Consider the following 23,544-nt stretch of genomic DNA (forward strand, 5'->3'; position numbering starts at 1 on the left):
AGATTTGAGGGGATTTTATATCGAGCCAACTTGGTGGCGTGCCAAATTCGTGCCAAGTTGAACTCATCTTTTAGTATAGGAGGCGAACTTTTGAAGTTCGTCTTCTTCTATTTTTTCGGTAATATCAAGATAAGTGTCCGCTGTTGTTTTAATGGTTTTATGTCCCAATCGATTTGATACAAATTCAAGTCTTGCCCCCGATTCAACCAGCAGGACTGCATGAGTATGCCTAAAGGCGTGGGTGCCTTTATAATCAACACCGGCTTTTTTGCAATAATCTTGCATTGTTTCACGGATGATAGAAGGTGTTAAATAATGTCCGTTATAATTTTGAAAGATAATGCCATCTTCATTTTTGCGGAATCTTGGATTTCCTAAAATCAATTCATTTTGCTTCATCTTGAACTTCTTCAATTCACGTACTAAATCATTATCAATCTTGATCGTCCGATATGATGAAGAATTTTTTAATGTTGTCAATTTTACATTGTTATTATCATCACGACTTGTTTGTTTAGCTATGGTTACTTTATCACCATTAATATCTTCCCATCTTAAAGCTAATGCCTCGGATATCCTTAAACCGGTTTTACTTAAAAAGTACATAAGCACGTAGTAAAGCTGATATTCAGGAAAGCGTTGATGCTTATATGCTTTCATGAAATCCAATAATTGATTTAATTCTTCTAGGCTGAAATATTTCACTTTTTCCTTTTTTATAGCAACAGAGTCTTGTACTGGAACTCTTAATTTATCAGCCGGATTTTTTTCAAGCACTTCAAGTTCATGAACAGCATAATGTAGGATGCTTTTCATATGGGAAAGATATTTTAACCTTGAACCAAATGAGTATTTTTCTTTTCCGTTTTCATCAAGTTCACCAAATGAAGCAATCCATCTTTTTATTTCAGGTCTATGAATCATCATGATTTTTTTATGTCCAAAAGTGGGCAAAATGTGATTCCTTATAACTACTTCAATTTGTGTATATGTTGATTCCTTTACATTAGCTTTTTTATGTTCAAGCCAATCTTTCACAACCTCATCAAAAAGCATATTTCGATCATTTATTGTTTGCCCATAATATTTTCTTTCTTCAACTTTTGCTGCTTCAATTTCTGCTTCCTTTTTTGTTCTGAATGTGCCAAGGCTTACTAATTTTCCATCCTTGTGAACCCGTGCCTGCCATTTTCCACTAGGAAGCTTTCTAAAGTTTGCCATGCTGCTTTTTCCCCTTTCAATCCTTTAAAACAATTTCGATAAGGCTTTTTATTTTTGATTTTTCTTCTGTTGTCAGAAGCCTGTCCTGAAAAAATATATGAAGATCGGAAGTTAATAAAGAATCGAGTTCAAATTGTTCTTCATCATTTTCTTCATCATTTTTTCGTAATACACCATTTTCAAAGTATTCTTGTCTTATGTCTGAAAACCCATTTACTTTTATAGATATATATCCTGCAGCTTTCATTAAATCAATAGATGGAATATTTAGCCCTGCTGCAATTTTTTCAAACTATAAAAATGCTCCCAATTTGCCCAAGCAGGGACAAGATTTGAATTTGCTATTAACACTCGAGGGGCATTTTCGTGAGTACGAAAAACAGCCACTGGTTTAACAGATTGGACGAGTAAAGTCTCATCATTCTCCAATTCTTTTAAACTAGCAATAATTTGGTCATAGCTTTCCCATTTACGTGCTGCTTTTCCTATTCCTCCATATACAACTAACTCATCCGGATTTTCAGCTACCTCCGAATCAAGATTATTCATAAGCATGCGTAGCGCAGCTTCTTGTGTCCAGCCCTTACAAGTTAATTCATTTCCCCTAGGCGCTCTTATCATCGTTTTATTCATTGTTAATCTCCCCTTTTAGATGAAGTAAAGTAATAAAAAGGTATGCACCCATCCAAATGGCTTTCCCTCTTATCCATATTGTAATCTTCATAACCTATGTAAAATATAGAAAAATCAGGAATGAGATAGAAATTATATTTATAGTTTTGTTCAAATTTACTTGTGAAAAAGGAAAAATATATAAATCTTAATTTTTATTGATTAAAAATTTCATTCATCTTGTGTTGAAAAATGCTTGTACTTGATTGATAAATTTTATAACTAACGGTGGCAAATACCGGTTTTTATCATACGCCAAATATACAATTCTTGATATGTTTGGGGCATAGATATTTCTTATAATGCAATTATTTCTACTAGAATGCGTGACATAATTTTCCGGGACAACTGTTATTCCAAGACCTGCTTCAACTAAATTGTATGCAGTTTCGAAACGTTCAATTTCAAATTGTATGTTTGGCTTTATTGCTGATTTTTTAAAAGCAATTAAAATATCATTACGGGTTTGAAATCCTTCCTTACATACTATAAAGCTTTCCTCAGCCATGTCATCCATTTCTATTATTTCTTTTTGTACCAAATGATGATTTGGTGGTAAGAGAGCAACTAATTTCTCGTTATAAATAGGAACAGTTTCAATCGTTTCATGTTCAATAAATTGATTCGTAATGGCTAGGTGAATGTCTAAATTTTGAATGGCTTCTATTACATCGTTCAAACTTAATTTCTCCAATATTGTTACGCGTACATCCGTATGTTCTTTCTTATATGTCGCCAAAACCTTTGGTATCCAAAACATGGTTGATTCAATCAGACCAATTGATAATTCGAGTGGACCCTGAATCTTCATTCGAGTCATTTCGTTCGATATATGTTCAAAATGAAATAATAACTTTTTTGCCTCGTGATATAAAACTTTTCCTTCTTTCGTAATACACATATCCCTTGTATTTCTCTCGAATAATATTAATCCTAGTTGTTTTTCCAACTTTTTAATAGCCATACTTAATGATGGTTGAGAGACATGGAGCAATTCAGCTGCTCGAGTATAGCTTTTTTCATCGACTATGGTAACGAAATAGCGTAATTGACGTAAATCCACTTTTTAACACCCCATGATTAATAATAGGAAATAGGAAGATAGCAAAAAAATATTTTTTGACTTGTATAGTTCTTTTACAACCAAATCGAGTAAGATCATTTATAAACAGAACTTATAAAAACATAAGAAAAATATATTTGTAATTATATATTATGTTAATTAAACTAGTATTGTAAATGTTAGATAAAATATTTATTTTCTGAAATTACAAACATGAACAGACTGGAGGTGTTTCGCCATTTATAAATTAGTAGATAAAGAACTTTGGACTGGGCGTATTGACAGTGAATTAGACCAAGCAAGTTTTCGATTTCACTAGTGTGTGAATTATAAACATATTGACGATATCGAACAATATAACCAGGCTTTCGCGATTATTGGTTTCGCCTGTGATGAAGGGGTGCGGCGAAATAAGGGAAGACTCGGTGCAAGATTGGCACCTCCTGCAATTCGATCACTGTTAGCAAAATTGCCATATCATCTTCCAAAAGATGTAGAAACCATTGATATAGGCGATGTTTCTTGTGAAAGTGGTGATTTGGAGAAAGCCCATGAAGAATTAAGTCAAGTGGTAAGCATGCTCTATGAAAAAAATAAAACTCCAATTATTTTAGGAGCGGGGCATGAAACATTATAAGGTCATTATTTAGGAGCTAAACAATTTATTGGCCATGATAAAACATTAGGGATTATCAATTGATGCTCATTTTGATATGAGGGATGACGAAATACCATCTTCCGGCACTATGTTCCGGCAAAAATTGGAACAGGACGATAAAGCAAGTTATTTGTGTTTAGGAATTCAGGAATTTGGTAACACAAAATCACTGTTTCAAACAGCTGAGAAATTGGGATGTCACTATATCCTAGAGAAAGATTTAACAAAAGATGACTTTCAACACACATTCAAAACGATTGATGAATTTTTGAATAACAATGATCATGTCATTGTCACCTTGTGTACAGATTCCATTCAATCATCTGCAGCGCCAGGAGTCAGTGCTCCATCACCTTTTGGGATTGAGCCAAATACAGCAAGAACTATTCTAAACTATATTGTTTCGAAAGAAAATGTGCTTAGTTTGATATATCAGAGGTAAATCCGCTATTGGATGAGGATGAAAAAACGGTAAGATTAGCAGCTTACTTGGTTGCTGAGGTTATGAGTAGTTTTTAAATAATTGTAAACGATTTACCGAATTCGTGTATTATATTTCAATTGTACAAATGATGTTGAAAGTGTGGATGTAAGTCAGTAGAGTAAATTGTAATAAACTAGTTTACTATTTTAATTCATTTATAAAAATATATTGTTTACATATAGGGGGAATTAAACATGCATTATTCACCAAAGAAAGGTCAAAGTCACGGCTTACCATATGATCCTTTTAAAAGTAGTTGTATACCACGCCCAATTGGATGGCTTTCAACCAGATCTAAAGATGGAGTAGATAATCTTGCTCCATACAGCCAATATCAAAATCTAACTTGGGATCCACCTATGGTCATGTTTGCTGCCAACCAATCAGTACTAGATGGCGGTAGAAAAGACACAGTTCGAAATGTTGAGGAAACTGGTTGGTTTGTTTGGAACATGGCTACATGGGATTTACGTGAAGCCGTAAATATTTCAGCGAAGGCTTTAACTGCAGATGTCGATGAATTTGAGGCTGCGGGTGTAACGAAGAAGAGCTGTATCGAAGCTCCTGTATCACGTGTGGCTGAGTCACCGGTCCAATTCGAATGTGAGTATGTTCAGACTATTAGAATACCAACTGGTAATAAAACTTCCACTGTAGATTTAGTTATTGGACGGGTAGCTCATGTACATGTTTCAGATGACATCATTCTGCCGAGTGGAAAACTTGATATCTTGAAGATAAAACCTATTGCCCGCTTAGGTTATTATGATTATACAGTTGTCAACGAAATATTTGAGATGAAGGCACCAGCTGCTACAGCAGAAGAGCTGGCTGGCCTTGAAGGGAAAACCGTTTAACCTTTTCAAATATTCATCCTCTACTTAAATAAGTGGGAGATGAATGTAAAAATGATATGTTATAAAAAATTACTACATTTTGTGTAATGGAGTCAAGGGCCATCATCTAACTGAAGCTGGCTTAACGGTTTCTTTTTATTAAAACATTTTTCTGAATATTTTGTAAAAAAATAAAAGTGTTTATAAAAAAGGAGGTTTTTGTATGTTACATTCTCAACAAACGAATATGGAAGTAAATCCTACACCTCAAGGACAAACATTGACAAGTATCCCCAATATCTTAAAATTTGTATGTTTTAGTTTAATTGGTATTTTTGTGTTTTTTGTACCAATAACTGTTAACGGTACTTCATCTATCCCTCTTGATCATATCGTAACTTGGTTAAACACAACATTTCCATCTTTGACACCAATATACGCTTTGCTTATCATCTTAGGGGGAGCTATCTATCCATTTGTAACAAAAACTTGGAATCAAGGCCTTTTTAATATCGTTTTCTCCATATTAAAGATAATGGGGTTAGTGGTTGGGATTATAATCTATTTAAAAGCAGGTCCCGATTGGTTAATGAATGAACATGTAGGTCTATTTTTATTTGATACACTTGTCGTACCTGTTGGGATTATGGTGCCGCTGGGTGGTGTATTTTTATCATTACTGGTTGGCTATGGTTTATTTGAATTTATGGGAGTTTTTTGTCAGCGAATCATGAAGCCAATATTTAAAAGTCCTGGGCGTTCTGCAGTAAGCGCACTAGCGTCATTTGTTGCAAGTTTTGCTGTTGGATTGCTAATTACGAACAAAGAGTTTAAAGATGGTAAATATACCGTAAAACAGGCTGCTATTATCGCAACTGGTTTTTCAACTGTAACAGTTGCATTTATGATTATAGTTGCAAAGACATTAGATCTTATGAGTATGTGGAATTTGTATTTTTTCGTTACAGCATTTGTAACGTTTGTTGTAACAGCTATTACAGTAAGAATTTGGCCAATTAATAAAATGAGTGATGAATACTATAATGGAATGGAAGGCAAGCCTGAAGAAATCGTAAAAGAAAAGTATATACAGAATGCTTGGAAACAAGCAATGGAAGCTTCGAACAATGCGCCAAGCATAGGAAAGAATTTATGGGTTAATTTACGTGATGGTATGGTCATGACAATGAGTATTTTACCTAGTATTCTATCGGTTGGATTAATCGGTATTCTCCTTGCCGAATATACAAATCTTTTTGATATCTTAGGTTATATTTTCTATCCATTTACTACATTATTACAACTGCCAGATGCATTCTTAATAGCTAAGGCGGCAGCGCTTGGAATTACTGAAATGTTTCTACCAGCTTTATTAGTTGTTGAAGCGACACTTGTCACAAAATTTGTTATTGCAGTTGTTTGTGTTTCTTCTATCCTCTTTTTATCAGCAAGTATTCCAAGTGTATTAAGTACAGATATTCCAATTAGTTTTCCTAAACTTCTTGTCATTTGGTTAGAACGTACGATTCTAAGTTTAATTATTGTTACACCTATAGCTTATTTATTGTTATAGATATTTCATTAGAAAAAGAAGTAAACCTAGCAAATGCTATAGGTTTACTTCTTTTTTATAGATTAAAGATTCATAGGAACGGCTTTGCAGCTTCCTCGTTCCTATATAATTTTTGGTATCGGTATGGGGAGAGATTTGTGTGTAATTTAAAAACTTTAGAAAAGTAATTAGGGTCTTCAAAACCATTCATTTGCACAACCTCATTAATCGTGAAGTCTGTTTTTAACAACATTTTTTGAGCTTTTTGTATTCGATATTGTTGTAAATATTTATTTAAGGGTACACCATGATGCTTGCTAAAGATAATACTTAAATAGTTCGGAGTAATGCCAATGATATTGGCGACATCCGTAAGTGATAGTTTTGTATTACGATATTCCTGTCCGATTACATCGGCCGCTAATTCGGCATAGTTTGCCTTCAGTTCGTATTCCTTCAGTTCGTATTTTGTATCTGTCACATTCTTCATTAAAGTTTGGATAAAAAGAATCATTTCTTGTGCTAGGATGTTGAAGAGGCAACGGAATTATAAATATTTGGTTCAGACCACTTTAATTTTATCCTCTTTTCCTATATAATTTCTTTATTGGAAAAGAGGGTGTATGATGGAGAAAACAAAACCTTATGGGACAGTCCTATTAAGGGCTGCAAAAATTATGGATTATCTTTCAGAAAATCCAAATCAAACTTTGCAAAGTATTGCTCAAAACACAGAAATGACCACTTCTACTACTTTAAAAATATTGGACACTTTATTGTTAATTGGCTTTGTTAGCAGGGATAAAAATAAAAATTATCGATTAGGATCCAAACTTATTCGCTATGCCAATCAAGGTGTGGATCAACTGGATTTAGTAGAGTTAACTTTACCTTATTTAGAAAAACTGCAAAAGTTAATTGATGAAACCATTCATTTAGGTGTACTCGCAGACAATGAAATTTTATATGTAAACAAATTAGAGGCTAAACATCAGACAATAAGAATGTCATCAAGGGTAGGGATAACAAGACCTTTATACAGTTCAGCAATGGGAAAAGCCGTTCTGGCAGAATTTGATGAAGAGGATTATTCACAATATATAAAAGAAACTCCATTAGTTCCATTTACAGAGCATACAATAACGAACTCTTTAAAACTGGCTTCCGAGCTACAGAAAGTGAGAGAGACTGGTATTGCCTTTGATGATGAAGAAATGGAGAAGGATATTTTCTGTATTGGAGCTTCCTTAAAAAAAGATGGGGAAATCATTGGGGCTTTTAGTGTAAGTATGCCGAAATATAGGCTCACCGAAGACTTTAAAAGGCAAATAATTAAGGCAATCGTCGAAACGAAAAATGAGGTAATTCAAGCTGTGGCTCATTAAATCGTTTCGGCGATTTTTTATATTTTATGACTAGCGTTTACATTTTTCGAAAAAGTATGTATAATCAAATTGAGGTTTCTTAATAATAAATTTAAATTTCTAAATAAGAAAAGAGTGAGCGGAATGAAAAGAGTGGAAACATTACAACGCTTAAAAAATGCTGGGGTAATTGCGGTAGTTAGAGGTAATAGCAAGGAAGAGGCTGTGCAGGCAAGCAGCGCAGTAGTTCAGGGTGGCATGAAGGGAATCGAATTAACTTTTACTGTTCCTAATGCAGATAAAGCGATTAGTGAATTAGTAGAGTTGTATAAGGATAATTCTGACATTGTCATTGGTGCAGGGACTGTATTGGACTTAGTAACTGCTCGTTTAGCTATCATGGCTGGAGCAGAATATATTGTTAGCCCAAACTTTGATAAAGAAACTGCAGAATTATGTAATCTTTATCAAACACCATATCTTCCAGGGTGTTTAACCATTACAGAAATGAAAGAGGCATTAAAAGCAGGAGTAGATATTATCAAGCTATTCCCAGGTAGCGCTTACGGTCCAAGTATTGTATCCGCATTTAAAGCGCCGATGCCGCAAGTTAATATTATGCCAACAGGTGGAGTAAGCTTGGAAAACATGGAAGAGTGGTTTAAAGCAGGGGTAGTAGCAGTTGGAGTTGGAGGAAATCTATTAGCACCTGTGGCAAATGGAGAATTTGACAAAGTTACAGAGATTGCTAGTCAATATATGGATAAATTTCATCAAATTAAAGGAGCATAAAGATGGGAAAAGTAGTCACATTAGGTGAAATCATGCTTCGTCTTTCAACGAATTCTGGAGTTCGCATTGCTCAGGCTGATAGTCTTCATGCTCACTATGGCGGAGGAGAAGCAAATGTCGCAATTTCACTTGCCAATTTTGGTCACGATGTCTATTTTGCTAGTAAAACTCCAGAAAATGGCTTAGGAGAAGGAGTAGAAAAGCATTTAAATCGCTATAGAGTACATACTGATTTTCTTTTAAAAGGAGGATCTCGGTTAGGTACTTATTATGTAGAAGCTGGAATTGGTGAAAGAGCGGCAAATGTCATTTATGACCGCGCAGGGTCAAGTTTTGCTGAAATGACGGAAAGTGAGTGGCAAATGGAAGAGCTATTTAGCAATGTTGATATCTTTCATATCTCAGGAATTACCCCTGCATTATCCTCTGATTGGAAAAAAATAACAATAACCCTTATTAAAGCGGCAAAAGACGCTGGCTGCAAAATCAGCTTTGATATAAACTATCGTGGGAAATTATGGTCCCAAAAAGAAGCAGGAGAGACGATTTCAGAAATTTTGCCACATGTAGATTATTGTTCCGCAGGCAAGCTTGATGCAATCTATCTTTTGGGAATCACTGAATACACTGGCGATGAGAATGAATTAGCCTACTACTATCAAGAGATACAGAAGAAGTTTCCGAATATTTCTATTTTATATTCTACGAAAAGAAACGTGCTTTCCGCTAGTAGCAATGAATTAATAGGAACACTATGGAAGAACGATAGCTACTATGAATCTCAAAAACATCTAATTAATCCCATTGTTGATAGAGTAGGCGGAGGAGATGCTTTTGCGGGAGGCGTTCTTCATGGAATATTAGTCCAAAACGCTCCTCAGGAGATTATTAATTTTGCTACAGCTGCATCTGCTTTAAAACATACTATTTATGGTGATTGTAATCAATTTAGCGAACCAGAAGTCAACAGCTTTTTACTAGCTGACTCTGGAAAAATAAATCGATAGGAGCGACTTTAAAATGCAAAATATGGAAACGCGTTATACACATAGCCCAGAGGATATTCGTCATTACTCTACAGAACAATTGAGAAAAGAATTTTTAGTAGAAAAAGTATTTATACCTGGAGAAATCAGTTTAACTTATACACATAATGACCGCATGATTTTCGGTGGAGTTACGCCAACTGAAACGTCATTGGAAATTAGTTTAGATAAACAATTAGGTGTAGATTATTTCTTGGAACGCCGTGAATTAGGAGTCATTAATATTGTAGGCCCTGGTTATATCGAAATCGATGGTGAAAAAGAAGAAATGAAAAAACAGGATGGCTATTATATCGGCAAAGAAACACGTCATGTAGTCTTTTCTTCTGAAAATCCCAACAATCCAGCTAAATTTTATATTAGTTCCGTACCAGCACACCACAAATATCCAAATGTAAAAATTAGCATTGATAATATTAAACCGATGGAAACGGGTGAGCCATTAACATTAAATCAACGAAAAATCTATCAATACATACATCCAAATGTATGTGAAAGCTGTCAATTGCAAATGGGCTATACCATTTTAGAGCCAGGTAGTGCTTGGAATACAATGCCTTCCCATACACATGAAAGAAGAATGGAAGCATATGTGTATTTCGATATGGAAGAGGATACGCGTATTTTCCACATGATGGGCAAGCCAGATGAAACAAAGCATCTAGTTATGAGCAGTGAACAAGCAGCGATTTCGCCGAGCTGGTCCATTCATTCTGGAGTTGGTACAAGTAATTATTCCTTTATCTGGGCGATGTGTGGGGAAAATATTACCTATACAGATATGGATATGATTCCAATGGATAAATTGAAATAAGAGGAGGGAGAAAACGATGACATTCAGTATGGATAAATTCCGCATTGATGGGAAAGTAGCATTAGTGACGGGAGCGATTTATGGAATTGGCTTTGAAATTGCAAGCGCATTAGCAAAAGCAGGAGCGAAAATCGTATTTAACTCCTTAAATCAAGAATCCGTTGAAAAAGCGCTTGAAGCTTATGAAGAAGCTGGAATGGAAGCGAGAGGCTATGTTTTTGATGTAACGGATGAAGGCGCCGTACAAGCAGCGATTGCACAGATAAAAGAAGAGGTTGGTCCGATTGATATTCTAGTGAACAATGCTGGAATTATCAAACGTATTCCAATGATTGAAATGTCTGCTGAAGAGTTCCGTCAAGTTGTTGATGTAGATTTGAATGGACCGTTTATCGTTTCAAAAGCAGTTATTCCAGATATGATTCAAAATGGTGGCGGTAAAATTATTAACATTTGCTCCATGATGAGCGAGCTAGGTCGTGAAACGGTTAGTGCTTATGCTGCTGCTAAAGGCGGTCTTAAAATGCTCACAAAGAATATTGCTTCTGAATATGGAGAATACAATATTCAATGTAATGGTATTGGACCAGGTTATATTGCGACACCACAAACAGCGCCATTACGGGAAAAGCAAGCCGATGGGTCGCGGCATCCATTTGATCAGTTTATTATCGGTAAAACACCTGCAGCTCGCTGGGGGAACCCTGAGGATCTAGCTGGTTCAGCGGTGTTTTTAGCATCGGAAGCGTCAAACTTTGTTAATGGTCATATTCTCTATGTGGATGGGGGAATATTGGCGTATATCGGTAAACAGCCTTAAGGACAAAAAGAATAAATGGAGATTATAAGTTTAGAATTGAAGCATTGAAATATGCCATTACAAAATCCTGGTGAAAGGTATTCGCCAGGATTTTTTCACATATAACAGAATTCCTCTAATCAAGACATGTATTCGGATTGATATTCAAAAAGATGCTACCATGCAAAAATGATTATTTATAAATGATGATTAATGGTTAGATGTTCATTATACGTATGAAGTGAAACAGAGTTTTTCCTCCATTTCTTTTAACTTAGTTATTTATGGTGATTATGATATGATATCTAGTGTAGAGAAATAAAACATGTTAGAGTTATTGATTCATTTTTTGAAAGATGCACTTATTGTCTAATCGATGTGAATGCTATATCGAGTAAGACTATATTATAGAGGTGATTTAATTGATTCATATTGGTTTAACTGGCTGGGGAGACCATACTAGTCTTTATGGAAAAAATACTTCATCACAAAATAAATTAGTGGAGTATGCCGGTTATTTTCCAACTGTGGAAGTGGATGCTTCTTTTTATGCCGTACAACCAGTGCGAAATGCGGAAACTTGGGTAAGGAAAACTCCAGACTCGTTTCAATTCATAGTAAAGGCATATCAAGGCATGACAGGTCATAGCCGAGGCGAAATTCCATTTTCCTCCCATGAAGAAATGTTTTTTGCATTTATTGACTCGTTGGTTCCATATATTAAAGCAGGGAAGCTGGCAATGGTCTTATTCCAATTTCCGCCTTGGTTTGATTGTACAAAGGCAAATGTTGACTATTTAAGAGTATGTAGAAAAAGGATGGGAGTTATTCCCTGTGCCCTTGAGTTTCGCCATCAATCATGGTTTGAGCCAAAGTATCGGGAAAGTACGCTACAGTTTATGCGAGAAGAAAATTGGATTCATGGCATTTGTGATGAACCACAAGTGACGCCAGGATCTGTTCCTACTGTGCTTGATGCTGTGGATGAAAAAAAGGTGCTGATTCGTCTTCATGGAAGAAATTATTATGGTTGGCAACAAAATAACAATCCAAATTGGCGAGAAGTTCGCTATTTATACCGCTACAATACAGTTGAACTAAAAGAGTGGGTCGAAAATATCCGCCAGCTTGAAAAGGAATGTAAAAATATTTATGTCCTTTTTAATAATAATTCTGGTGGAGATGCTGCCGACAATGGGAAAGAGCTAATAGAATTACTAAATATAGAATATACGGATTTAGCTCCAAGACAATTAGATTTATTTTAAAATAGTTAAGAAATAAGAAGAAGGATAATATCCTTGGTAAATAATTACCTTTAAAATAGAGAAAATACAAACACAAGGAAGGCGAGAAGATGGAGGTCATCCACATATATCATACCAATGATTTACATAGCCATTTTGAAAATTGGCCAAGAATTTATGAATTGCTGCGTGAAAGGAAAAAATGGCATAACGAGGCTGGCGAAGCTGTTTATTTATTTGATATAGGCGACCATTTGGATCTGTCTCATCCTTATACAGAAGCGACTAAAGGTAGAATTAACACAAAGCTGTTAAATAAAGAACACTATGATGCAGTAACTATAGGGAACAATGAAGGAATAACCCTGCCATATGAAGCACTGGACCATCTGTATGATGATGCCTCATTCGATGTGATTGTTGCTAATCTTTATAAGAAAAATGGAGAACGTCCTACTTGGGCTATTCCTCATCAAACATATGAAACAGCAAAAGGAACAAAAATTGGTGTAATCGGCATCACCGCCTATTTTGCACAGTTATATGAGCTTTTAGGCTGGAAATTGACAGAGCCGATGCAAGAATTATCTAAGCAAATAGAAGAACTTCGTGGACAGGTAGATATTATTGTATTGTTATCCCATTTAGGAATAAATGATGATGAGATGATTGCAACTAACTATCCAGAAATAGATGTTATATTAGGGGCACATACGCATCATATTTTTCATCAAGGAAAAATAATCAATAATAATCTTCAAGGTGCTGCTGGAAAGTATGGCTATTATGTTGGACATATTGAATTAAAGGTTGATAATTTAAAGAACGTGATGGATAAAAAAGCGATATTATATGAAACAAGTAAATTGCCGATTGCGAATGAGGAAGAAGCAACGATAGAAAATTATTACTTGCAAGGTAAAGAGGCCTTATCAGAAAAAGCAGTTACCATTGATGAATACTATTCTCGAGAGGTTTTAGCACAATTGCTTTGTGAAAAATTAGTTTCTTGGTGTCATTCTGATTGTGCCATTCTTAATGAAGGATTAATACTAAATGGATTACAAGAAGGGGATGTCACTTTCTTTGACCTGTTATCAATTTGTCCACATCCGATTAATCCGTGCAATGTTACGCTGACAGGTGCTGAATTAAAGGAAATCTTACAAGATATGAAAGCCGAGAAGTGGGAGAAACTGCAGGTTAAGGGTCTTGGGTTCCGAGGAACTTTAATGGGGAAAATGATTTCAGCAGGCATCCTATTAGAGAAAAGTGGAGAAAGAGATAAATATTATATCCACTCGAAAGAAATACAACCAGATCAGAATTATGTGGTAACAGTACCTGATATGCTTACGTTCGGTAATTTTTTTCCATCTATTTACCGTGCAACAAAGAAAGAGTATTTTCTGCCTGAATTTATGCGGAATATTCTTGCAGACACTTTGCAAAATAGGATTAAAGCCTAAGTTCGTTTTTTCTTATTTTTGTACAGTAATACACAAGAAATAAACACAGTTTCCTCCTCCTCTGAATATAATTACCATGAAGGTAAAGAGAGGAGTGAGCACAAAGTATTATGATTGATGTGTATCCTGTTGATATCAATGGACATACTTTTATTGCGGTCTCAGTACTATTGCCTAAAACTACCTTGCTTGCAGTGAAAAATGATAAGGGGTATATCATGTGTGGTGCGCTAGATATAGGATTGTTAAATGATAAGCTAAAGGACAGAAAGATAATTGCTGGAAGAGCAGTTGGAGTTAGAACGATTGAGCAATTACTAGAGGCGCCTTTGGAATCAGTTACAGTAGAAGCGGAGACTTATGGAATTCATAAAGGCATGATAGGCAAAGAAGCATTACTGAAAATGGTTTAATAATATAAGTGTACAGAAAGCTTAACGAATGGGGAATTTTATTTTCGTTAAGCTTTCTTTCTATAAGGAATAATTTTCTTTTTATTTTCAATAGGTCTAAAGAAACAAGAGGAATTGTACGATATAATAATTATATACAAAAATAATTAGGAGCCATTAAAGCATGAAATTAGTTGGGACGAAAAATATACAAGAAGGTGCTATCTTAGCAAAGCCCATTTTAAATGATCGTGGAAAGGTGTTAGTAAATAGTGGGGTGCGACTAGAGGATAGAATTATTAAAAGGCTGGTTGATTTTGGCGTCAGCTACGTATATTTGGAGGATAAGCATACCAAGGATATAGAAGTAAATGCTGCAATTTCAGAGCAGGTTAAGATGGAAGCGATGAAAACGATTGAGAAAAGTTTTCATGCAATTAAACAGACAGATTCTTCCAATATATCAATGGTGATGAAAAAAAACACTCCTATTTTTAAAAAGCTAGTTGGAAAAGTACTAGCAGAGTTAAAGAATCATGATGATCTTTATTCTATTATGTCAGATGTATATTTGTATGATAATTATATTTTTTCACATAGCTTAAATGTTACCATTTATACATTGGCATTAGGTTTAGAATTAAAACTTTCTCCTAAGCAGATGGAAATTATCGGATTAGGGGCTATTTTGCATGATATTGGTAAAATGAGCATTCCTTTAGAGATTCTAATGAAACCAGGAAAATTGACAGAAGAAGAATATGAAATAGTAAAGAGCCATGCAGAAGCAGGATTTGAAATCCTAAGAAATGTCCAGTCTCTACCGTTATTAGTTGCTCATTGTGCTTATCAGCATCATGAGCGTTTGAATGGATCTGGTTATCCTAGGGGGTTGATAGAAGAAGACATACACTTATTCGGAAAAATAATTGCTGTTGCGGATGTATTTGATGCAATAACATCAAATCGTGTTTATCATGATGCCCTATTACCACATGAAGCACTAGAAATTTTATATACTGGCTCGAGTCAACTGTATGACGCGAAAATTGTCGAAGCTTTTAGAAGGGCAATTGTTCTTTATCCAAATGGATTAAGTGTAAAGCTAAGTAATGGAGAAAAAGGAATTGTCTGCAAACAAAATAAAGGAATGAATGAAAGACCGATTATTCGAATAATTGAACATGATGGTAAAGAAATCACTCCTTACGATTTAGATTTAAAAGAAGATTTTTCTATTCTCATAACGGAATGTGATACGATTCATCATCCATTATAGAATGCACCAATAATGGCGATAAGAATGAGCAAATTCATCTTATCGCCAGCGAACTTAATGAAATTTTTATTTTTTATTTCGTGCTCTTATCTGTTCTTGTCTTTCCCATAATCGTAAGTGAGCATACGGATCAAAAGACCATTCTGTATATCCATTATCTTTATAGATTCCATAATGCAGATGTGGCGGGAATTTTCCTGACGTTCCTGGTGGTCCATATCCTGAACTCCCAACCCCTCCGATGAGCATACCTGGTTCGACTATCATACCTGCTTTTATATCTTTAGAAAATCCACTTAAATGGGCAAAATAATGATAGTTATTGTTAATATCTCTTATGCCAATTCGCCATCCACCAAAATTATTCCAACCTTTCATTTCGACAATTCCATAGGAAGTCGCTTTCACAGGGACACCATAGTCTGCAAAAATGTCGGTTCCTTCATGGATGCGTTTTCCTCCCCAGCCGCGTGCATCCCCCCAAGTACTAATATAGCTATGATTACTTCTTAACGGAAGAGGGAAGGCGTGATCATCCAAATTTAATCTTCCAAAATGTTTATATATTGCAGCTTTTCCCATTATGATACTTACTGTTTTATCTCTTTTATAGTAATTCCATAGACCGATTCTAAAGTTTTCCTCATCCACTCCGTATTGGCTTATATAATTAGAGAATGCGGAGAGGATATCTTCATCATTAAATCGATCTGCCTTTCCATCTCCATTACCATCTGCTCCCAGTCCTCCAAATAAAGGAATGGTTAAAGGATTGGTATCATCGGAATTTGGATTGATAATGCCTGCCCATTTTTCTTTTGTAAAATAAATCCCAGTAAGACCTTCTGCTTTTGGGATATCTGTTCTTGCGGAGCGAATATTTCTCTCATATTGATCGACAGCCGCTATATAATACCAAGGTATTTGATACAATGCTTCGACTTTGTTATACAGTTCCATTCGTTTCGTGTAAGGATCATTCGTTTTTTCAGTCGCGTATGTGACAGTGTTAGGTAGTAAAAACATAAGTATAATGATTAAAAACATGAACCTGTGCAAAAGATAATCCCTCCCTTCATATTCTGTCGTTATATTTTGTGAAGTAATAGGAAAAAAATAATTATCAATTAATGGTAATCTTTTTAATCAATAACTTGTAGAGGTATTTGCATTATGTTAAAGTGACAAATGAAGTGGAGAATTCCTTCTATTGTGTGTAACATTACAAATTTTTCTGATTGGATATTGTTATACAATACTGTTTTTAGGTAAATGATGAAAATTATTTTACTAGGAGATGAATATGGTGTCAGAGAAAAAACAAGAATATTTACGCAAGCCTGAATGGTTGAAAATTAAGTTGAATACGAATGAAAATTATACAGGTTTGAAAAAAATGATGAAGGAAAAACAACTACATACAGTTTGTGAGGAAGCAAAATGTCCAAATATTCATGAATGTTGGGCTGTAAGAAGAACAGCGACATTTATGATTCTAGGAGATACTTGCACAAGAGCTTGTCGTTTTTGTGCAGTAAAAACAGGCTTACCGACAGAACTAGATTGGCAAGAGCCTGAAAGAGTTGCTGATTCTGTTTTTGCGATGAATTTAAAGCATGTCGTCATTACTGCTGTTGCAAGAGATGATTTAAAAGACGGCGGTGCAGCTGTTTTTGCAGAAACGGTTCGCGCCATTCGCAGAAAAAATCCATTCACCAGCATTGAAGTACTACCTTCCGATATGGGAGGCGTAGAAGAAAACCTACGTATGTTAATGGATGCTAAACCTGATATCTTGAACCATAATATTGAAACAGTAGAAAGATTAACCCCTAGAGTACGTGCAAGAGCAAAATACCATCGTTCCCTTGAATTTTTACGCAGAGCAAAGGAAATGCAGCCTACTATACCGACTAAATCTAGTATTATGATCGGTTTAGGAGAAACAAAAGAAGAAATTGTTGCAACGATGGATGATCTCAGAGAAAATAACGTTGATATTATGACAATAGGGCAGTATTTACAACCAACTTCCAAGCATTTAAAAGTGCAAAAATATTATCATCCAGATGAATTTAAAGAATTGAAAGAAATTGCATTAAGTAAAGGCTTTAGCCATTGTGAAGCAGGACCATTAGTTCGTTCTTCCTATCATGCAGATGAGCAAGTGAATGAAGCGAAAAAGAATCAACAAATGGCTGAACATGCAAAAGAAGCTTAAAAAGATCCCTTCTGGGGGTCTTTTTTTGTTGTCTAAGTGGAAAAAATTTTTGAGTTTTTCATGGATCCTAAGTGTTCCCCTATATGTTTAATGGAATTATATTACATAAATCACGATTCGCCAAAATGATTAAAACATAAAAAATAAAAAATTCTGTTTTTTAATAGGAAGAAATTATTGCTTTTGCTATGTAAATATCCTTCCTAAGGTTATAATGAAAGTGGGTAATATTATGATTAGACTATATATATGAAATCCATATAGGTTTTGAGGTGATACGATTGGTTTGTATTAATAACAATTGTTATGAACTGATTGAAGAAAGAAAATCAGGTTTTAATGAAGAAGCATTTAAAAATAGATTTAGTGATATATTATCAAAATACGACTATATTGTCGGAGATTGGGGCTATGGACAATTAAGACTACGTGGTTTCTTTGATGACAATAATCAAAAATCAAGCTTTGACACAAAAATAAGTACATTAACAGAGTATTTGTATGAATATTGTAATTTTGGCTGTGCATATTTTGTAGTGAAAAAAACGAAATAGTATTCAGCGATCCTTCCGATTATGCTTGAAGAAGGAGCTTCCATTCTGAAAAAAATGAGAAATGGGTCTGTTTTGAAGCGGTGTTTAAATAGGATATAGCTTTTATTTTGTAACTTGGCATAAGCTACTTGAATTTTTTAAATAAATCTATATCTATAAGCCGTTTCTTACAAGTAAGGTAAACCTTTAATGTTTTTCTACTCTACATTTAAAAAATTCCTAAGTGCTGCTTTTTGCAAGTAATTGCTTGAATTGCAAGCACAAAAAGTAAAGGAAAAGTCCATCGCAAGAGATGTAAAATGCTTATTTGTAACAGGAAAAGTTGGCTTTTGAGAGGAATGGAGCTATGAAATATCAAGAAAATATATATTCAAGGTTATTCAATTGGGGGAAATTATTGTTACCAGCAAAATGTATAAAGTATTTTCCACCCTCATTTGTTTTACGAGACCCTATTATTCATCAAGTAGAGAAAGCAATGAAGAATGGATATGAGGTGACCGTTGTTGTAATTGATATAATAAATTTACATAGAATCAAGCAACAATTAGAAGTGCGGGATTTTTTAGAGTATATTCGGTTTCTAAAAAAGTCTTTTCGTGCAACGATTCAATCATTGGATGTTTCAAATGAATTTATGGCTATTCATGATTTCAGCCCAAATAGCCTGACAATATTTATTAAATGGAAGCAAGGAACGGAATGCCTCCCACTCCTGGATGATCTAATAAAAAGTATTATACATAATGTTGAAAGAGTTTTTCGAGAAACAGGGAGGGTTCAACCTGTATTTAATTCTGGGTATATGTTTATCGAGAAAAAATATACTTATCTTCAGGATGCCATTCAAACGGCTTATGAATTAGCGCTTGCAATGGCACATAAAAGATCTGATACAGAATTCAATAAATTAGTCCATGAATTAAGCGATATTGTCGCCCATAAGCGTATTTGTTTATTAGCCCAGCCAATTATGGATGTAGAAACAAATAAAATTCATGCCTGTGAAATGCTGACAAGAGGACCAAAAGGAACCGCATTAGAAAATCCTCTTCAGTTGTTCTCCTTAGCAAGGCAAACAAAATTCTTGTATGATCTTGAAATGATTGTACTGGAAAAAGCTTTTGAACAAATTCAGCATACAAAATGGAAGCACAATATCTTTATTAACTTTACACCTGTTACAATAGGCAATCCAAGATTTATTAAAGATATTAAAAATGTTATCCGTCGATTTAAAGGGATTTCCCCCCAAAAAATAACGATTGAGATTACGGAGAGAGATTCATTTGAAGGTTTAGAGCATTTTTCTAATAATCTGAAAGTGTTAAGAATGATTGGTTTTTTAATCGCGGTAGATGATACAGGAGCAGGCTATGCAAGCCTTCATTCTATAAGTGAAATTATGCCAGATATTATAAAAATTGACCGGTCTGTTATCCAGAATATTGATAAAAATTCAGTGAAAGAATCAATGCTAAAAGGGCTGCTTCTCATCGCTAAAGAAGTAGGTTCAGTTGTTGTTGCAGAAGGCATCGAAAGTGCAGAAGAAGCCTCTGTTTTATCAAAGAATAAAGTTGATTTAGCTCAAGGATATTTCTATGCCAAGCCAACTAGCTTAAGTGATCACTTACAAATCTCATAAGGCACGGAAGGAGAAGTCGCAATTATGTATTTTGTGGACCGAGAAAAAATAGATGAACAATTACGCTATTATCAGGAACTTATCCGTCAATTTGAAAATCAGGATACTTGGAATACTTTTTTGGAAAAAGTGGCATTGGAAAGAATTACACATTTGATGATTGAAGTAATTTTGGATGTGGGAAATAGTATGATTGACGGTTTTATTATGAGAGACCCTGGAAGCTATGATGACATTGTAGATATATTAACAGATGAAAGAGTAATTACTACAGGAATAGCAGAAGACATGAAAGAGCTTATTCTGTGGAGAAAACAGCTTGTACATCATTATACAGATATCGATCATCAGAAATTGGCTTCTGCATTTGCACAAAATATGAATTCGATAAAATCACTTATCCCGTCTGTGAAGGATTACTTAATTCATGAACTCGGTCCTGTGTCTGCATTTAAAAATTAATGTATATGAAAATGTATCATTAGAAAGGATTTTGGATAAATGAAAGCTTATAAAGGATATTTAATCGATTTAGATGGCACGATGTATCGTGGTACAGAAGTGATTACAGAAGCTGCTGAATTTGTCAAACGATTAATTGCCGCAAGAATTCCTTATTTATATGTCACAAACAATTCAACAAAAACTCCAGAACAGGTAGCACAGAAGCTACGGGAATTCGATATACCTGCAAAAGCAAGTGAGGTATTTACCTCTGCAATGGCATCAGCAAATTATATCGCGGAAAGAGCTTCAGAAGCCAGCGTATTTATGATTGGTGAAGTAGGGCTTCAACAAGCTTTAATTGAAAAAGGCTTAAAGCTTGTTGAGACTTCTGAAAATGTCGATTATGTAGTTGCTGGACTTGACCAGAAGATTACCTATGAAAAACTGACGATAGCTTGTCTGGCTGTACGCAATGGAGCAAAATTTGTGTGCACAAATGGTGACACTGCTTTGCCAACTGAACGGGGATTATTGCCAGGTAATGGTGCTGTTACATCTGTAATTACAGTGAGTACACAACAACAGCCAATCGTGATAGGAAAGCCAGAATCCATTATAATTGACCAAGCAATCAAATTACTGAACATGCCTAAAGAAGATGTTTTGATGGTAGGAGATAATTATCAAACAGATATAATGGCAGGAATGAATGCAAATATGGATACACTTTTAGTCCATACAGGTGTAACTACCAAAGAACAATTGGGTGACTACTCCATCCAGCCAACTTATACGGTAGATAGCTTAATGGATTGGGATGTAAAAAAATAATTAAGTTAAAAAGAGGACGCTTCGCAAACAAAGTATACTTATTGTTTACTTGTTTCGAAATGTCCTTATTCAGCTGTTTTAGACTTATTCTTCCCCTTTTGCACGGTGAGCTAGTCTGCTGGAAGCTGCTGCTGCAATGGCACCTACAATGTCATCTAAGAAAGTATGACACTCTCCAGTGCTCTTATCATTAAGCCTTTGTAATATACCTGGCTTTAATTTATCGACATATCCATAATTCGTAAATCCGATCGAGCCATACACATTAACAATAGAAAATGCAAGTACCTCATCCACTCCATAAAGTCCTTCATCTGTTTCTACAATTTCTTGAAGTGGAGATTCTAATAGCTTTTTTTCTGCTAACACATCTAATTGTATCCCTGTAATTATAGCGTTTTGCACCTCGCGTTTTGACAGGACACGTTCCACATTATGAATACAGTCATCCATTTTTAAATCATTATGATATTTCTCTTGTAATATATATACAAGCTTCGCAATATCCTCTATGTTAACTCCACGTTCATGTAACCACTTTCTTGCTGTTTTTTCTGTTAGGTCTTTTAATGACATGAACTTCACCTTTTCTTTTGTTTATTCACTATGTAGTCACAGTGTTTATTATTATATGCATGAAAGTCGATAAATGTTCCTATACTCCCTTATTGTTTCCTTAAAGTGTGATATTCATTAATTTAATCGACTTAACAAGTTTTTACATACAACATCATATACTCCTAAAAGAGAGGATAGGAGGGGGAAGCATGATTCGTAATATTTTATCTGCAAAATATGGGATTGAAGTAGAAGAAGAAACGAGAATTGGGCATTATGAAGCCTGTATTAATGAAGGAAAGTTATTTACACTCGTTCCAGTTGGAAGGGTAGAGGAAGATGAGCTGGCAGAAAGAGACCAAATAGCGGCACATATATACCAAACTGGAGACCATCATGTTAGCATGATTTTAGAGTCAAAAGAAGGAGAGAAATATACAGAAATAGATGAACAGCATTATTGTGTGATAATGAATAATCGGTTGCGGCCTTTTCGTTCGCGTCAGTTGGGAAGAAAGCTCGGAAAGTTTCATTTTAGAGGAAGAACAGTGCAATTTGGTGTGCAAAAAATAAGCAGGATGGGCCAATGGAAGAGCATGTGGGAACAAAGAATGGATCAGATGGAAGGTTTTTGGAACGGTATGTTATATAAAGAACCGGAAAGTGAATTCGATAAGTTATTTCGAGAATCTTTTCCATATTATATGGGAATTGCTGAGAATGCAATTCAGTATCTTGTCGATACAGAGCTAGATGATGATCCCAATGCAGTGGATAGTGGAACGATTTGCTATAATCGTTTTACAAAGGATACGTGGGCAGGGGAGTATTATATTAAAAATCCATTTGATTGGGTTTTTGATCATTGTGGAAGAGATCTTGCGGAATGGACAAGAGACCGTTATTTTAGAAATATTAAAACATATCATAGAGAAGTAAAAACATTTTATGAGGAATATCAAAGTGTTATGCCGCTAAGCTCTTTTGCATGGAGACTAATTTATGCAAGATTGTTATTTCCCATTCATTATGTAGAATGTGTGGAAAATTACTATTCTGCTACACATGAAGCAGATCGATTGTTTCTAGAAGAAAGGCTAAAGAAAATGCTCAATCAATCAAGAGACTTAGAAATATTTCTCAAGGAATTTTATCAAAACACAGAAGTTCCTGTAAAAACAATGAAGATACCGATTGTTACTTGGTTATAAACAGACAATGTGATAATAAGACCTTGTTAACGTGGCTGTACACCACATTTTGGAGGGCACTGAAAAAGTATAGTATCTCCAAATTAAATAAGAATTTATTTATTTGAAAGCGAATATTAAGTTGGTTTGGAGAGGTGACCGCTTGACTCCTATGGGAACAGCGAGAAAGTCCGAGACCCTGCAGGAGCGTGAGCTGTGAAGCGGCTCGGCGCTCGCCCCAATGAGTCATGTGGGCACCTCGGAAAACAATTTACACATCTAAGTTTATAAGGCAGTTACGGCCAATCATCAATAGCTATCAGTTTTTCAGTGCCCTCACATTTAATGAGGTCTTTTTTTACTATCGAGAAAACAGTAGCTATGTGCAAACGTTGCCTGAATAGGAAGAG

General features: G+C 35.0%; 26 protein-coding genes and 1 pseudogene. 20 read left to right on the forward strand and 7 right to left on the reverse strand.

Annotated elements, in window-relative coordinates:
• Window positions 1-63: 63 nt before the first annotated feature.
• From ACWNMZ_RS09145 to ACWNMZ_RS09160, 4 genes and pseudogenes are all read right to left on the reverse strand, one after another.
• Window positions 64-1,221, reverse strand: coding sequence for a tyrosine-type recombinase/integrase (locus ACWNMZ_RS09145; RefSeq protein ID WP_031536327.1), 1,158 nt, complete (start codon window positions 1,219-1,221; stop codon window positions 64-66).
• Window positions 1,222-1,237: 16 nt separating this feature from the next.
• The gene (locus ACWNMZ_RS09150; protein WP_031536326.1) at window positions 1,238-1,468 is read right to left on the reverse strand and encodes a hypothetical protein; all 231 of its coding nucleotides are present in this window, start codon (window positions 1,466-1,468) and stop codon (window positions 1,238-1,240) included.
• Between the two features lie 35 nt (window positions 1,469-1,503).
• Window positions 1,504-1,854 (reverse strand): annotated as a pseudogene (locus tag ACWNMZ_RS09155) (urocanate hydratase); the annotation flags it as partial.
• A 214-nt stretch (window positions 1,855-2,068) separates the two neighbouring features.
• Window positions 2,069-2,956 (reverse strand): LysR family transcriptional regulator, encoded by an 888-nt coding sequence (locus ACWNMZ_RS09160; protein WP_449598597.1) that lies wholly within the window; start codon window positions 2,954-2,956, stop codon window positions 2,069-2,071.
• Window positions 2,957-3,278: 322 nt separating this feature from the next.
• Between ACWNMZ_RS09160 and ACWNMZ_RS09165 the strand changes: the two genes are divergently transcribed.
• From ACWNMZ_RS09165 to ACWNMZ_RS09185, 5 genes are all read left to right on the forward strand, one after another.
• Window positions 3,279-3,593, forward strand: coding sequence for an arginase family protein (locus tag ACWNMZ_RS09165; protein WP_449598598.1), 315 nt, complete (start codon window positions 3,279-3,281; stop codon window positions 3,591-3,593).
• A 76-nt stretch (window positions 3,594-3,669) separates the two neighbouring features.
• Window positions 3,670-4,056 (forward strand): arginase family protein, encoded by a 387-nt coding sequence (locus ACWNMZ_RS09170; protein ID WP_331280220.1) that lies wholly within the window; start codon window positions 3,670-3,672, stop codon window positions 4,054-4,056.
• A gap of 8 nt (window positions 4,057-4,064) precedes the next feature.
• A complete protein-coding gene (locus tag ACWNMZ_RS09175) occupies window positions 4,065-4,133 on the forward strand; it encodes a hypothetical protein (RefSeq protein WP_331280221.1) in 69 nt (22 codons plus the stop codon).
• 159 nt (window positions 4,134-4,292) lie between these two features.
• The gene (locus tag ACWNMZ_RS09180; protein WP_031536322.1) at window positions 4,293-4,955 is read left to right on the forward strand and encodes a flavin reductase family protein; all 663 of its coding nucleotides are present in this window, start codon (window positions 4,293-4,295) and stop codon (window positions 4,953-4,955) included.
• A 202-nt stretch (window positions 4,956-5,157) separates the two neighbouring features.
• Window positions 5,158-6,507: a YjiH family protein gene (locus ACWNMZ_RS09185; protein WP_449598599.1), complete on the forward strand. Its 1,350-nt coding sequence runs from the start codon at window positions 5,158-5,160 to the stop codon at window positions 6,505-6,507.
• Between the two features lie 70 nt (window positions 6,508-6,577).
• Here the strand turns inward: ACWNMZ_RS09185 and ACWNMZ_RS09190 are convergent, their stop codons facing one another.
• Window positions 6,578-7,000 (reverse strand): helix-turn-helix domain-containing protein, encoded by a 423-nt coding sequence (locus ACWNMZ_RS09190; protein ID WP_081836569.1) that lies wholly within the window; start codon window positions 6,998-7,000, stop codon window positions 6,578-6,580.
• A 112-nt stretch (window positions 7,001-7,112) separates the two neighbouring features.
• On the opposite strand from ACWNMZ_RS09190, the gene ACWNMZ_RS09195 reads away from it, so the two are divergent.
• The 9 genes from ACWNMZ_RS09195 to ACWNMZ_RS09235 all read left to right on the forward strand — a co-directional run bounded on the left by ACWNMZ_RS09195 (window position 7,113) and on the right by ACWNMZ_RS09235 (window position 15,688).
• A complete protein-coding gene (locus ACWNMZ_RS09195; RefSeq protein ID WP_031536319.1) occupies window positions 7,113-7,871 on the forward strand; it encodes an IclR family transcriptional regulator in 759 nt (252 codons plus the stop codon).
• A gap of 123 nt (window positions 7,872-7,994) precedes the next feature.
• Window positions 7,995-8,642: a bifunctional 4-hydroxy-2-oxoglutarate aldolase/2-dehydro-3-deoxy-phosphogluconate aldolase gene (locus tag ACWNMZ_RS09200; RefSeq protein WP_031536318.1), complete on the forward strand. Its 648-nt coding sequence runs from the start codon at window positions 7,995-7,997 to the stop codon at window positions 8,640-8,642.
• Window positions 8,643-8,644: 2 nt separating this feature from the next.
• Window positions 8,645-9,649, forward strand: a complete 1,005-nt coding sequence (locus ACWNMZ_RS09205) for a sugar kinase (protein ID WP_031536317.1) — start codon at window positions 8,645-8,647, stop codon at window positions 9,647-9,649.
• Window positions 9,650-9,671: 22 nt separating this feature from the next.
• The gene (gene kduI, locus ACWNMZ_RS09210) at window positions 9,672-10,502 is read left to right on the forward strand and encodes a 5-dehydro-4-deoxy-D-glucuronate isomerase (protein ID WP_449598613.1); all 831 of its coding nucleotides are present in this window, start codon (window positions 9,672-9,674) and stop codon (window positions 10,500-10,502) included.
• Window positions 10,503-10,518: 16 nt separating this feature from the next.
• Window positions 10,519-11,322, forward strand: a complete 804-nt coding sequence (locus tag ACWNMZ_RS09215) for a gluconate 5-dehydrogenase (RefSeq protein WP_031536314.1) — start codon at window positions 10,519-10,521, stop codon at window positions 11,320-11,322.
• A 401-nt stretch (window positions 11,323-11,723) separates the two neighbouring features.
• Complete coding sequence (locus ACWNMZ_RS09220) at window positions 11,724-12,569, forward strand: DUF72 domain-containing protein (RefSeq protein WP_031536313.1); 846 nt, start codon at window positions 11,724-11,726, stop codon at window positions 12,567-12,569.
• An 89-nt stretch (window positions 12,570-12,658) separates the two neighbouring features.
• Window positions 12,659-14,017 carry a bifunctional metallophosphatase/5'-nucleotidase gene (locus ACWNMZ_RS09225; protein ID WP_449598600.1) on the forward strand — a complete coding sequence of 453 codons (1,359 nt, stop codon included), beginning with the start codon at window positions 12,659-12,661 and terminating at the stop codon, window positions 14,015-14,017.
• Window positions 14,018-14,127: 110 nt separating this feature from the next.
• Complete coding sequence (locus ACWNMZ_RS09230; RefSeq protein ID WP_251628063.1) at window positions 14,128-14,430, forward strand: YunC family protein; 303 nt, start codon at window positions 14,128-14,130, stop codon at window positions 14,428-14,430.
• 163 nt (window positions 14,431-14,593) lie between these two features.
• A complete protein-coding gene (locus ACWNMZ_RS09235; protein WP_349205076.1) occupies window positions 14,594-15,688 on the forward strand; it encodes an HD-GYP domain-containing protein in 1,095 nt (364 codons plus the stop codon).
• A gap of 66 nt (window positions 15,689-15,754) precedes the next feature.
• Here ACWNMZ_RS09235 and ACWNMZ_RS09240 read toward each other — a convergent pair whose 3' ends face one another.
• Window positions 15,755-16,735, reverse strand: a complete 981-nt coding sequence (locus ACWNMZ_RS09240) for a peptidoglycan DD-metalloendopeptidase family protein (protein WP_435406675.1) — start codon at window positions 16,733-16,735, stop codon at window positions 15,755-15,757.
• A 256-nt stretch (window positions 16,736-16,991) separates the two neighbouring features.
• Here ACWNMZ_RS09240 and lipA point away from each other — a divergent pair, with 256 nt between their 5' ends.
• The 5 genes from lipA (at window position 16,992) to ACWNMZ_RS09265 (ending at window position 21,386) form a co-directional block, all read left to right on the forward strand.
• Window positions 16,992-17,909 (forward strand): lipoyl synthase, encoded by a 918-nt coding sequence (gene lipA / locus ACWNMZ_RS09245; protein ID WP_031536308.1) that lies wholly within the window; start codon window positions 16,992-16,994, stop codon window positions 17,907-17,909.
• Between the two features lie 281 nt (window positions 17,910-18,190).
• Window positions 18,191-18,463 carry a YutD family protein gene (locus ACWNMZ_RS09250; protein ID WP_031536307.1) on the forward strand — a complete coding sequence of 91 codons (273 nt, stop codon included), beginning with the start codon at window positions 18,191-18,193 and terminating at the stop codon, window positions 18,461-18,463.
• Window positions 18,464-18,809: 346 nt separating this feature from the next.
• Window positions 18,810-20,108 carry an EAL domain-containing protein gene (locus ACWNMZ_RS09255; RefSeq protein WP_449598601.1) on the forward strand — a complete coding sequence of 433 codons (1,299 nt, stop codon included), beginning with the start codon at window positions 18,810-18,812 and terminating at the stop codon, window positions 20,106-20,108.
• Window positions 20,109-20,132: 24 nt separating this feature from the next.
• Complete coding sequence (locus tag ACWNMZ_RS09260) at window positions 20,133-20,570, forward strand: DUF86 domain-containing protein (RefSeq protein WP_031536304.1); 438 nt, start codon at window positions 20,133-20,135, stop codon at window positions 20,568-20,570.
• 39 nt (window positions 20,571-20,609) lie between these two features.
• On the forward strand, window positions 20,610-21,386 hold the full coding sequence (locus ACWNMZ_RS09265) for a TIGR01457 family HAD-type hydrolase (protein ID WP_031536303.1): 777 nt from the start codon (window positions 20,610-20,612) through the stop codon (window positions 21,384-21,386).
• Between the two features lie 84 nt (window positions 21,387-21,470).
• On the opposite strand, the gene ACWNMZ_RS09270 is transcribed toward ACWNMZ_RS09265, so the two are convergent.
• Entirely contained in the window at window positions 21,471-21,962 is a 492-nt protein-coding gene (locus ACWNMZ_RS09270) for a phosphatidylglycerophosphatase A family protein (RefSeq protein WP_031536302.1), read from the reverse strand.
• Window positions 21,963-22,153: 191 nt separating this feature from the next.
• Here ACWNMZ_RS09270 and yutH point away from each other — a divergent pair, with 191 nt between their 5' ends.
• Window positions 22,154-23,155, forward strand: coding sequence for a spore coat putative kinase YutH (yutH, locus tag ACWNMZ_RS09275; RefSeq protein ID WP_251628056.1), 1,002 nt, complete (start codon window positions 22,154-22,156; stop codon window positions 23,153-23,155).
• The last annotated feature ends 389 nt before the right edge of the window (window positions 23,156-23,544 follow it).

The sequence above is a fragment of the Niallia sp. Marseille-Q9988 genome (genome assembly GCF_976954375.1).